Annotated in this window: 5 protein-coding genes; 1 reads left to right on the top strand and 4 read right to left on the bottom strand. The window is 44.5% G+C overall.

Annotated elements, in window-relative coordinates; genetic code table 11:
* Positions 1-4 precede the first annotated feature (4 nt).
* Genes LEP1GSC052_RS20345 through LEP1GSC052_RS20330 form a run of 4 tightly spaced genes read right to left on the bottom strand, consistent with a single transcriptional unit; the run spans position 5 to position 11839 of the window.
* Positions 5-7825, bottom strand: coding sequence for a TolB-like translocation protein (locus LEP1GSC052_RS20345; RefSeq protein ID WP_010574200.1), 7821 nt, complete (start codon positions 7823-7825; stop codon positions 5-7).
* A gap of 3 nt (positions 7826-7828) precedes the next feature.
* Positions 7829-8455, bottom strand: coding sequence for a DUF1318 domain-containing protein (locus LEP1GSC052_RS20340; RefSeq protein ID WP_010574199.1), 627 nt, complete (start codon positions 8453-8455; stop codon positions 7829-7831).
* A gap of 13 nt (positions 8456-8468) precedes the next feature.
* Complete coding sequence (locus tag LEP1GSC052_RS20335) at positions 8469-11483, bottom strand: LIC_11026 family protein (RefSeq protein ID WP_010574198.1); 3015 nt, start codon at positions 11481-11483, stop codon at positions 8469-8471.
* Between the two features lie 14 nt (positions 11484-11497).
* The gene (locus tag LEP1GSC052_RS20330; protein WP_000695903.1) at positions 11498-11839 is read right to left on the bottom strand and encodes an STAS domain-containing protein; all 342 of its coding nucleotides are present in this window, start codon (positions 11837-11839) and stop codon (positions 11498-11500) included.
* 206 nt (positions 11840-12045) lie between these two features.
* On the opposite strand from LEP1GSC052_RS20330, the gene LEP1GSC052_RS20325 reads away from it, so the two are divergent.
* Positions 12046-13047 carry a glycosyltransferase family 2 protein gene (locus LEP1GSC052_RS20325; RefSeq protein WP_010574197.1) on the top strand — a complete coding sequence of 334 codons (1002 nt, stop codon included), beginning with the start codon at positions 12046-12048 and terminating at the stop codon, positions 13045-13047.
* Positions 13048-13060: the final 13 nt, after the last annotated feature.

Below are 13060 nucleotides of genomic sequence, written 5' to 3'. Positions count from 1 at the left end.
TATTCTATTCTTCTAATACAATGCTGTTCGTATACAGTCGATAACCGTTCCAAACCCGATCCAGAGGATGCGCTTCCTTGATCGCGTCCAAGGTTTCCTGAAAACGGATATACAAAGGAATCCGGGTGTTGCTCCGTTTCGTAAAACGTTTCAAAAAGTCGACATGGGCCGTATCCGTTTGATCTCCGATAAAGATCACGCCGGGGCTTAAAAAATTCTGAGCGATCCAATAAAAAGAATCCCTGTAATTCTGAATATCGTATCGTTCCTCATCCAAATAAGAGGAAGTAAAAATCCAATTTCCCTTTCTCAAAGTGCCGTATGAGTTAGGAAGAGAACCTCCCGCAAAGTTCAAACTGACCTGATTTACGATCTCCAAAGGCTCCTGAAGAATATAAAGACGACTTTTGGAATCGCCGCCCAACTTACCCGAACCCGCTTCGAAAACTTCCAAATCCTTCAGGGATTTTTTCCAAGCCTCTTGCGGTTTGGAACTTGCTAAAAATTGAATCTGATAGTCGGGAACGAATTCTTCCTTTGTGGAAAAAACGGGATTTACGAGAAGACTTTCCGGGTCCGTTACAAGAAAGAATTTATCCTCGGTTCTCGGCACCAAAGGAATTCTAAAATGATACGAACTCAAATACAGATACGTAAGTTTGTTTTTCGTGAGTTTGATGTTTCTTCTATATTCGTTTTCCAATTCTTCGCGCAGAAGAACCTCGTAACCGCCCCGAGCCGATTCTTCCAAATACTGAAACACGGACGCTCTGAGTTTTCGATTGTCCTTAAACGCAAGATCCCCTTTCGACTTTCCTTTTAAAAAACGAATGTAAAAGGATTCAAGACCCAAGTCCATCACCGCGAGAAATTCCTGATCGGGTGGAAGTTTTTCCTTAAGCCTTTCCGCAACGGACGTAAACGTTCCGATGTCCTTGTAATCCGGATTCGTATTTAAGATCAAAGGACGTGCGAGCGATAAGAAATCCTTTGCAACCGCGAGATCGAAAAACACTTCGGAGTTATTCTTTTTAAAACAAAGCCTTTGCAGATAGGTGATAAAATCTCCGAGTTCGATTCTTTCCTTGGAACTAAAACTTTTACCCCGTTTGGAACGAACCGTTGCGTTTAGAAATTCGATAAACTCGTTCGGAGATTTGGAAGCGGCCTTTTCATACAAAGAAATCCATTCCGTTTTTTCTTCGGAGCCGACTCCTTCCGGAGTTTTTCCGGTATGAAAGGCGAGTTTATTCATTAGAATATTCTTGTCTTTGAATATACTTGCAAAATCGTTTCCGATCTTAAACTTGGACCCGATCTTATCGATCCAGTCGGCGGTTTTCCTCAATTCTCCCCTGGAAAGAAGCGCCTGAGCGTAACCCAAAACCATACGAAGCGCTCTGGACTTCGCGCCCGTATTCCATTCGTACCCGACCAAAGAATCCGCGAGAAGATCCACTTCTTCGTTTTCCTGAAACGGAACCGAATACAAAATCAAATGATACAAAAGACTTCTTTCTTCCGGATCGAGGGATTCGAAAAGTTGAAACGAATTTCCGTGCACTTCGGAATAAAGAGAATACGGAGAAAACCACGCGCCCGTGATTTCGCTTTTCCAATTTCGGAATAATCTTTCGCGGAACCTTCCCGTATCCTCCTCGTCTTCCTTCTTTTTCAAAAGTTCGAGCGCGTCCTTCCAGTTACCGGAGAGAATCAGATACAATTCTTCCTTGCGTTGAATTTGATTTTTGCTGAGTGTCGCGCCCTGTAGAAAGTATTTCTGCGCGTATAAACCCTGTAGAATCTCCTCGACTTCCTTGGTTTCCTCGGAATCGTTCGAAAGTTCGAGCGCGACTTTGGCCGCAAACTCCCCCACTTCGGGTTCGTAATTGGTTCTTGCAATTTTTAGAATATTCTTATAATATAAATAAGGATCGTAAAACGAAGCGATCGTTTTGTCCGCGATCTTGAGCGAAGACGGAGAAACCGGAGCCCCGTTCGCAAAAGAATATAAGGAATTGAGAAGATTCTTTTTGGAAACGTCCTTGAGATCGTTCGGAGAACCAGAGGAACAAAGCTCCGGTTTTTTATCCAGATAACAGGTCAAAAGCGCGGAAAACAGAATCGAATCTTTCGAGCTTTCATCCTTGGAGTTTTTTAAATGATCTCCGTAGATTTCCTTCATCGAAATACCGGAGAAAAGTTTCCATTTTAAACGAAGAAGATCCAATTCTCCCGAAGCGACCGGGTCCGGATTTTTCTGAAAGGATCGAAAGGAAAACGCGTGCGTATACGCGTCTCGAACGTTTTCTTTTCGTTCTTGTTCGCGCGCCGCTTCGTGAAGATTTTCGTTCGATCGATAATTGTCTTTTTTCCGAAGCAGACTCGAACCCAACAAAAGAGTTCCCGGAACGTTCCCCGAAAGAATCGTTTCGGGAGAAACCATTTTACAGTTCGTTTTGGAATCACAAATCGCTACATTACGAATTCCTGATGCGTTTAACACTTCGTAGATTTCCGAAATTTTTCCGAGATCCAAAACCGCGTCCTCGTAAAAAAGAGCCGAGGAGATTTCGTTTCTATTGTGAAACAGATTTCGGATCGAAAGACGGTTCGACGAATAGGTTTCCCCGAAAGAATTGTCCCCTCCGATCTTCGGCAGAGGACTTGCAACCAAATCCGTATCCAACAACAATCGATCGGCGTCCAAGGCGACTTCTTCCCATCGACCTGAAATTAAATTCACACCCGAACCCATTTTGCGGACGTTCAGCGTTGAATCGGCGTTAGGCGCTCCGTTCAAGACCGCGATGTTTCGAAGGGTTCTCTGATCTTTTTCCTGCAAGGGCCTTAGATGCGCGGTTCTAAACACGAGAGAGAATTTTTCGGGAAGAACGTTTCGAATTTTTTCCAGTTCGATATGATCCCCGAGTTGTACAAACCAAGTCTTCTGAGAAGAAAAAGGAATCTTACCCGAAACTACGTTTTGTAATATACCGTCTTCGAGTTTTCCTTTCGATTCAAGATATTCTTCTTTGCCGTTTGCGGCCTTATAAATTCTAAACTTGTCCTGAGACGTTTCGATTCTCAGATAACCCTCGCCCGCGTTCAAGAGCGTCGCGGCGGAAGGTTCTTCCGAAAAAATTCCAAGATAACCGTCGAGGTTTTGATTGGTCGATTGGATCAAAGCCAATTCCTTTTCCAGTTCCTTGGAAAGAACTTGATAATCCCGAATGAGCGATTCCGATTTTTCCTTTTTTTCCAGAGCCGTTTGAACGGAAGCATAGACGGACTTTTGTTTCTTGAGTAAATTCTGAAGTTTTAATACGGCTTCGGTAAATTCTTCGTTTTCCGATTCGTGGGGAATTTTTACGAACTGACGATACAAATTCAATCGTTGCAATCGATCCAAACTCTTAAATCCTTCGGCGGATTTACCGGATTCGAAATTGATTTCCGATTGGATCTTAAACAGCCTTCGTATTACAAAATACTTAAGTTCGCTTATCAAATGCGGATGAGACAAAAGAAGCGCACTCGCCCGATCGATTTTTTCCTTGGCCTTGGAATAACTTTTTTCTTTTCGGAAAATCTCCGCTTGAGTCACGAGCGCTTCGATCCATTCTTGAATATAATAAAATTCGTTTGCGGACTCGGACGATAAATCCAAAACGGAAATCGCCTTTTCCGAATCCCCTAGTCTCGTATAAAGATTGGCTCTGCTGATCGAATGAAGAATTCTTTCCTTTCTCGAATACGGATCTCCCGCAAGTCCTACGATTTCCTTGGGAACCTGGGACGGATTTTCCAAAAGACCGGCGGCTTTTCCGAACAATTCGAACCCCGATAAAACGTCTCCGATACGGAAATGTTGTTCTCCTTGGTAATAATAAACGAGCGCGAGAATCGGATCGTGGTCCGAATACGAATTATAAAATCTTAATATACATTTTTTGGTTTCGGAAAGGATCAATTCTTCCTGAAACGAAGAATCCCCCAAACAGGACTTGATAAAATTCTCCTTGGAGGAAAGCAGACGATCCGCCGCGGCGCCCAAAGTTTCCAACTCCGACTTCGGATCTTCCTTCGCGTTTTCCAAATGACCGAAGTAGGAATAAAGCGCGCGTTTGAACGATGTTCTCGCCTTGGAAGCGAAGCCGGCGTCGGTTTCGAACTCCTCCGCTTGTTCGTAAATTTTTACGGCCTTGGAGAATTCTTCCCTTTTAAAATGAAGATAGCCCAAATCGTTAAACGAATTGGACTGTATTAAGGAACCTGCAAGCGTCGATTCCAGACTTTTGGAACGAACATACGTTAGGCGAGAATTGATCTCTTCGATCGCCTTTTCCACTTCCATCGAAGCGATCAGATTGTTGACCCGGATTCCGCTCGTCATCAACGGTTGAAACTGCGGGGAAATCGCTTCGGGAAATCTTCCTTCTCCCGAAATTCGAACTCCGTCGGGAAGCGCGACTTCCCAGATGACGTCCCAAAAATAATCCCAAAAGGTCAACTTTACGCCTTTCGGAATCCAGCCGATGCTTCCCCGATTCGAAACGATTCTATCCGCTTCGCTCAAATGGGTTTCGGACAGTTTAAACTTTCCTAATTTTTGATAACAAAGCGCCAATCCGTTATGGAGATTGACCGGATCGATCCATCCGTTTTCCCCGTTCAATGAAAGCGCGTCCTTGTAATAAAGAATCGCGTTCAAAAATTCTCCCGATTCCATATACGAAAGACCGGTTAACGTGAACAACAATGCGAGTTTGAGTTTGTATTGCTGGAGTTTTTCCGCGCTGTCCTTTCCGATCATCGTCTTTTTGGATTCGTTTTCGAAGTAGAGATTGGAGGCGGCTTTCAGCTTTCCCACCGCGGATTTGTAATCGGCCACGTAGATCGAGGATCTCGCCGAGTTAAAAAGAAACATCGCCTTCTGACGATAGTTTTCGAATTGGGTTTTCGAAATGATATAATCGGAAAGAGAATCCACCTTGGAATACTGTTCGTTGGCTCTCGGATAATTCTTCAAAAGAAAGTAATTATTTCCGAGGTTCAACCTGAGATCGGACAACGCTTTTTTGTTTTCGAAATTCTCGCCGAGAAGTTCAAGAACCTGGCTGTAGAGTTCTATATTCTCCTCGAAATTCTTTTCGGGAAAATACTTCTTATAAACGCTCGAGTATTTTTCCTCGTCGTTCGGTTGATCCTCGCCGGACTTTCTGTTTTTCAAAATGTCCACATACTGATACATCCAACCCAAAAGCTGGTAGGCTTCGTAGTATCTCGGATCTGCGAATATGATCCATCGAAGTTCGTATTCGGCTTGTTTAAAGTCGCGGAGAATCTCTTCCTTTCTCGCGGACGTCATGGAGTTCGCGGCGTTGTAATAGGTTTCGCGGATCACACTTCGGTTGACCAGATAATACGAATAACCGTATAACGTCGCCAAATCCAAAACGGGTCTAGATCTCGGAACGGCGATCTTATAGTATTGATTGATATAGGCGAGTCCCTCTTCCGCCAAGGGATCGACGCTCGCGATGTCGATCACGTCCAACTGACTCAAAAGCGCTTTTTGTTTCTCTTCGCTCAACGATCCCGAAAGTTTAAAGACGGAATCGACCATCATCCTTTGATAATATACCGCGTATTCCTTATATAAGGTTTCCAGAAACAAGTTTCTGCTTTTGACGAGAAACATGTTCTCCGTGTTGTAGAAATAATGAAAGGCCGCGTCCTGAAGATTTCCTCTACGGTCGTGATCCCGAGCCTTGTTTTCGAAATAGATAAAGGAACGTTCGATTTCCTTTTCGTCCAAATCGACTCCGAGAAGGGGATCGTATTTTTCAAGATAGATCCTCAATTCGTCGAAGGACTTCTGCACTTCTCCGAGGCCTTTGAAGTTGTTCGATTTTAAAAGATGTCCTTTTAAAAAAAGCGGATCGGTTTCGGGAACGCCGGATAAAAACGTGTTTAACAAGGCGTTGCTTTCCTCGAAAGAACCCTTGCCGTTCAAACCGAGAGACTTTACGTATAAAAAATATTCGTTCAGACGTTTGGATTTTTGGGAGAGAGAATTCGAAACGATGGAAATTTCCGCGGCGCTCGTTCGTTCCGCAAAATTCTTACCGGCGATCACTTCCCGATCGATCTGTTCGTACAGAAGTCTTAAGTCTTCCTTTCCGATCTGCGGATCGTTCGCGACCGTAAAAAAAGTTTCCGGAATTTTATAACCGCGCAAGGACGCGTTCTTATACTGAAGATCGCCCGACTTTCGATAGATGTCCCGAATCCGATAATACGAAGAATAACGATTTAAAATTTCATCATATACTTGCAGGGAACGTTCCACGTTTCCGGACTTTCGATACAGATCAGCTTCCTCTTCCAAAAGCGAGGCCAAGACGTTCTTATCGACGGAAGAGACCGAACGGATCTGATCGTAGTATTTTCTAAGTTCCTGGATCGCGGACGGAATCGAATTCTTTCTTTCCTGAACGAGAGACAAACCGTAGGCGAGTCCGTTCACGGGATGCAATCGGGAGGAAAGAATTTCCTTTCTTGTAGTTTCGGCGACGCCCGTTCTTCCTCCGTTTTTCGCCTCTTCGTATTTCAAAAGAAGGGCCTTGGCGCGGATCAAAGGATAAATGGGATCTTCCGAGAAATAAAACTCGATGGCGTCGATCGCCAAAAGAAAATCCTCGAAACTCTGTTTGTCCCTGTATTTCAAAGCGAGTTCGTATTGGGAAATCACGTCCTTTTCTTTGGAAACGGAACCGGAGGCCGGAATAAAATAAATATTTAGAGTATTATAATATGCTGCAGTGAATAAAACCGATCCTCCATTGAAAGAGGAGAATTTGGAATCGAACAAGGAATCGTTCCCACCGGTCAACTGACGGACTCCGCCGGTTTTCAAATCCTTTCGAACGATGAGACTGTTGTCCCGTTCGTCCAAACGTCCGTTTCCGTTCGAATCGTTTCGAATGGAAGTATAATACAAATATCTTTTGTCGTTCGACAAAGAAGGTGAAAAGTTCAGATAAGAATCTTTCGTAAGCCTTTCATTCTTACCCGAAGAAACGTCCAAAAGATAGATATCGCCCGTGGGTCCCTCCTGATAAGAAAGATAAACGATCGAACTTCCGTCCGCGGACCAGACGGGAGAAGCTCCTCCGTTTTGTGTGAGAAGTTTCATCGGTTGTTTTCCTTCCGTATCCAACACGACGAGATTCTGAATCCCAGGAGTCAAACGATCCGTGGAAAAAACGAGATGGCGACTGTCCGGCGAAAAAGAAGGATCGGTGTCCGTAAAGGAATCCTTTTTGCCCGGCTCGTCAAAATCAGGATTCGTTAATATTATAAAATCCGAATTTAGAAAACGTTTCCCCTGAAGAATTTTTTCCGCCCAATAGTTCGGATCCATTTCCAAAAGAACAAGATCCCCGGAAGAATCGTATTGTTCCGATACGAATACGAGTTTTTTACCGTCCGGGCTGATCGCGGGTTTGAACTCGGGCGCGGGATGTTCCGTAACGGGAACGGTGATCGAACTTTTTAAATCGCGAAACCAAATGTCGTAATTTCCCTTTTGACCAGTCGTATAAAAAAGATAACGTCCGTCCGAAGTCGTGGAGTTGTAAAGGTTGTTCCCTCTTTGCACCGTCAAAGGAAACGGTTTTTCGTTTTCGGGCGTGAAGTAGTTTACCGCGATCGAAGAATAATTGAACTCTAGAGGTTTGATCTTTGCGGACGCGCGAAAGACCGAACAATGATAAAAAAAGAAGAAACAAAAAAGAATGCGGAGCCAAAGACGAAACATGACCTACTCCTTGCGAATCCATTTGCCGGGAGATTTTTCGTAGTATTCGCCCTTTTCCACAAGGCGATACCAGGTTTGTTCGAGATGGTTCTTAAGATGTTCCGCATTTTCCTTGTTAGGCGCTTTGGAATCCGGATTCGATCGGAAAGCGATCACCTTACTTCTGTGTTCGTTGGCAAGAGCCACAAGAGAATCGATCCGCGCTTTGATCTCTTTTTTGGAAAGTTCGTTTTTAATCCCCGCTTCGGAAGTTGCGGGATTGATCCTGAGTTTTCCGTCGAGACCCTCCGCTAAAAAACCTTCCTCTTTCCAGGTTTTGATTTCGGGCGCGAGATAAGCAAGAGCCCTTAAGGATATTAGAATATTCTTATCTCCTCCCGCGTAGTTATCGCCGGAAAAATCCTTTTTCCAAACCTCGGAACCCGCGGAGGAAGTTTTGATTGAAGAGATAAGCCAACCGTCTTTTTCCAGAATCCGATCCTCTCCGATCATCTGTTTTTCGGAGGAGGTTTGGGTCTGAGTGAACGTAATCAGAGGCGATTTGATGATACAGCCCGATACGGCAACAAGGAAAAACGGAATTAAAAATAAGAATATTAGAATGTTCTGATTTAGAGTTTTACGTTTCATAGTCGGCTTGTCCTCACTGATACGTGTCGATTTCGGATCTTGCCCGCTTCAAGAAATTGGCGAGAGGCATTCTCTGCTGGGAGATCTGGCTGTTTTCCAAATTGATGATCGTATTTAAAATGGAGCGTTTGAACTGGATGACCGCGTAGACGAGCCCCTTGGAAAGTTCCACTTCGATCTTGTCCACCGCGTAACTGTTGTAGATAAAATCCGTAAAAATGTTCGAAGGAGTAAATATGTTTACCGCGCTTTTCGCGAAATCCTGACCGATCTGAAAAACGCTGAAGAAAAGATTGATGTTCGGAATCGGATCGGCGAGATTTCTTCCCGAGACGTTCAGATCGGCCTTGATCTTACCGTCGTCTATCTTGGATCTGCTTTTCGGGGGAAGAAGTTGTTTTAGATCGATGTCCTTGATCTGAACGACCGCGCTGAATTCCATCTTTTCCGGTTTTCCCTCGCCGACGTTCACGAGAATATCCTTTCCGTTGACAAGACCGTCTAACGTGAACACTTTCAAATATTCTAATTTAAGAAAATTCTCCGAATAGTCGATTCTCGCGGACAAACCGGGCTGACCGTTTCTGGGTTTTACGTAGTCGAAGGGAATTCCGCTGATGGAAGGATGTGTTCCGACGATTTGTTTGATCGTCAGATTCGGAACCGGAATTCTTCCGTAGGTTTTGATAAACTTTTCCTTGTTTCCGTCGATCAGATTCTGAGTCGTTTTCACGGAAAGATCGTGAACGAAGGGAAACTCAGCGTTCAATCCTTCGATCTGATAGAGTTTACAATCCTCGCCGGGACAAAACGCGTTCGCATAACCGAAGTTTGAATTTTTGGAAACGAGACTTCCGTTCGCGATCGAATTTTTTAAACGGAACTGAATCGCAAAAAGCCCCTCGAAGCTGATTCCCTTAAAAAGATAAGTCGTTTTATCGGATTTTAAAACGATACTTCCTTTCAGATCGGGAATCAAATCGCCGAAAACTCCCTCTTCTCCCTTGGAAGCATTTCTTAGATTACCGCTTACATCCATTCTAAACTTGGATTCGAACGCGGAAAGATCGAACCGAGGCAAACTGATGGAAGAATCCTTTGCGATCTTTACGTCGAGATCCGCTTTTAAATCTCGAACCTGAATTCCGGGTAAGTCAAAAAGAAGTTTCCCTAAAATCGATTGCGCCCCGTCCACGATCGAATAATCTACCCCGCCCGTAAGAGTGATTTTGTTTCCGAGATTATTGCGGACCGGAACCAGACTTTCTCGAAGAGAAAGTGGTAAGGTAGGAGTCAAACGATCCAACTCCGTTTTTAAAACGAGAGAAGGAAGATTCATCCGAAACCCTTTCGTAAGATACATCGTTCCGTTCGAAGCGATCGAAAGAGATTCCTTTCCTTCCACACCTTTCGTAACGAGAGAAAGAGAATCCAAGCGGATCAGATCGGGAACGAACGGTTTTCCGAATTGAATCTGAGATTTCAAATCCAAGTTGGCCGGAATCGGAGAAGACTTTCCTCTTCCCATCGGAAAACGAAAACCCGCGAGCTGGACCGAACCGTTCACATTCAAAGAACGGAATGTTCCTCCGATCTTCATCTGAAGACCCAAAATTCCGTTCAGTGTTTTTACGTAATCGGTAAGATTTAAGTTCTGAACCGCAAGATCCAGGTCGAGTTCCGTTCCGTGACGAATACTTCCCGTCGCGGCCAACTGTATTCCGTTGTAGGTTACTAAAAATTCCTTGAGTTCCAGATTCTCCAGAAGCGGAATCGGCTTACTCGCGTTAGGCGATTCTTCCGTAAGCGGATGAAGAATGGAATCCGCCACGAGTTTTAACTCGGGAATCCTATGATTTTTTCCGCCGGTGGAAATCAAAAGATCCTTTGCGGAAATATCCGCGCTCAACTTTAAACGCGTGTCCTTACCCGAAACGGTGATCGGAGCCAAACGCAATTCTCCGTCCAAAACCATCTTCGGAATTCCGGGGATCGTGGACAAAAAATCGGATAAAGGTTTTAAACGAATGGATGAATTCCGGATCGAAAACTGAACGTTTCTTTCCTTGGAGGAAACTCCCGAAATTTCTCCCGCACCCGACAACCAAACGTCCTGGTTGACCTTGAGTTCGAGACTTTCGAGTTTGAGTTTGTCCTCTTTTTCCAGATAACCGAGTTGATATTTGAGTCCGAATCCGAACGGAGCCAAAAGCTGATTGCGAACACGAATCGGAACCGAATCCGAACCGATATCCGCTTTCGAGATCAACAAACCGCCGGGAACGGAATCGTCTCGGGACAACTCGAGACCGAGTCGAAACGGTTGGTCCAAGGATTTGGAATCGTCTTCGAAATAAATCCGCACCGTTTTTTCGGGATTCATCCGAAAGCGTATAACGTCGATTAGCTGAAGAATCCGCACGTTCAACGGAATTTTTCGAAATCGTACCGTATCCAATTCCAAAGCGAGATTAAAACCGTCGATCCCCGCTTTGTAAGAGGACGCGCCCGAGTCCGATACGACGTGAACGAAGATGTCTTTGAGTTCGAGTCCGAGATAAGCGCTTACGGGCACGTAAGTCGAAATCTCTTCCAGCGGCGAGGAAGGAGCTTCTTCCCGTTTCGGTTCTTCTTTGGAGGAAGCGAAAAGTTTTGCGAGGTTCCATTCTCCCTTTTTTTGTCTGAGACCGATCTGCAAACCCACGACCGCGATTCTGGAAAGTTTGGCTCTTCCGAAAAAGATCCAAGGGAGATTGTAGGAAAGATCCAACTCCTTTACGGAAAGAACCGGTCGTTCTTCGAAGCTCGAGTCCGATTTGAGAAGAAGATTTTCGAGAGTGATTCCGTAGAGAAGCGAGAATTTCGTTACCGTAAAACTCGCGGTTCCTTGTATGGAACCTTGCAGAATCTTGGATACTACGAGTTGGCCCGTAAACCGGTTGAATGCGAGTTTGTAAATAATTAATAGACTAAGTAGAGAAAAGTAGAGTCGTCTATGTTTTTGGAAATGACGTTTGAAAGTTTCCACGACTTCTGAACGAATCAGTATTCGAAAGATTCAAGTGCCTCTTCCAACGTCTTGTAGATTTCGAAGATGCTGGCGAGTTTTGTAATCTCCATTAAGTTCTCTATATCGGAATTCAAGTTGGTAAAGACCATTCTTCCTTTTAAGCCGTCGATATGTTTGTAGATATTGAGGAACATACCGAGTCCGGCGGAGTTGATAAAGGGAACTTTTTTCAAATCGATGATAAATTTCGGAACGTCACCTTTGGAAATGTACTCTTCGATTTTTTGACCTAACTCGAACTCATTTCCCGCTTTTATCGGCCCTTCAATCTTGATGATGTGGACGTCGTTTTTAGTGGTGACTTTGATTTTCATAACCCTGACTTGGATATTGGATGCAAGTATAATTTAATTTCCTGGCAATTTGTAAAGAGAATTTTTCGCGGAGCACTAAAAATCAGGGCAAAAACCTATCCGTTAAAACTGATAAGTCCGCAAGTGTAGCAAACGATAGCTTGCATGAATCGGGGGAATAATTCTGGACAAAAAGCCGTCTTCTACGATCCTTACGGGTACATCTTATGGCCGAAAGACCTCCTCTCCTTTCCGTAGTCATCCCCATCTACAACGAAGAAAAAACCATTCCCGAACTTACGAGAAGACTCGGCATTTTGCAAGATCTCTTAAGCTCCGAACATTCCTTTAAAAAAGACGACTTAGAAATTCTTTTCGTGAACGACGGATCGAGAGACGAAAGTTTTTCGGTGCTCAAAAAATTCTGTTCTCAGACGAACGGATATAAACTCGTCAATCTTTCCAGAAATTACGGACATCAGACCGCGATCACCGCGGGAATCGACACGGCTCTCGGAGACGCGGTCGTCGTGATGGACGGAGATCTTCAAGATCCTCCCGAATTCGTAAGCGATCTTTACGCGAAACTACTCGAAGGATACGACGTCGTTTACGCGAAACGGAAAAAAAGACCGGGAGAATCCTGGTTCAAACTTTTGACCGCTCACGTATTTTACAGAATTCTAAAGAAGATCACCCGCTTCGACATTCCGATCGACACGGGAGATTTTAGAATCATGAGCCGAAGAGTTACGAACGTTCTTTGTTCCATGCGGGAACAACACCGTTATATCCGAGGTTTGATATCCTGGATCGGTTTTAAACAAACCGGGCTCGAATACGAAAGAGAAGAACGTTTCGAAGGCGTGACCAAATTCTCGGTAGGAAAGATGCTCAAATTCGCGTTAGACGGAATCACTTCCTTCTCCTCGGCTCCGCTGAAACTTTCCTCGTATCTCGGATTTTTCACCGCGTTCGGCGGCGCGATCTACGCGTTATTCGTCATTTACCTGAGAATTTTCACTTCCGAAACGATCACCGGCTGGAGTTCTATGATGATCGTAGTGCTCATATTAGGCGGAACACAACTGCTCGCGCTCGGGATGATCGGAGAATATCTGAGCCGAGTGAACGACGAATCCAAAAGCAGACCGCTTTACGTGATCGAGGACGTTTATTCCTCCGTTTCGAAAAAACAAAAATCGACGACCGCAAAGAAAAAATCCTAAACGCCCGATTTCC

Source organism: Leptospira kmetyi serovar Malaysia str. Bejo-Iso9 (assembly GCF_000243735.2).
GTDB classification, from domain to species: domain Bacteria; phylum Spirochaetota; class Leptospiria; order Leptospirales; family Leptospiraceae; genus Leptospira; species Leptospira kmetyi.
The sequence above is the reverse complement of the archived record's forward strand: the minus strand, read 5'-3'. Positions and strand labels throughout refer to the sequence as shown.

Bases quoted from the DNA above. Each gene is read 5' to 3' on its own strand.
- LEP1GSC052_RS20325 (WP_010574197.1), top strand. From the start codon at position 12,046: ATGGCCGAAAGACCTCCTCTCCTTTCCGTAGTCATCCCCATCTACAAC.
- LEP1GSC052_RS20345 (WP_010574200.1), bottom strand. From the start codon at position 7,825: ATGTTTCGTCTTTGGCTCCGCATTCTTTTTTGTTTCTTCTTTTTTTAT.
- LEP1GSC052_RS20330 (WP_000695903.1), bottom strand. From the start codon at position 11,839: ATGAAAATCAAAGTCACCACTAAAAACGACGTCCACATCATCAAGATT.
- LEP1GSC052_RS20340 (WP_010574199.1), bottom strand. From the start codon at position 8,455: ATGAAACGTAAAACTCTAAATCAGAACATTCTAATATTCTTATTTTTA.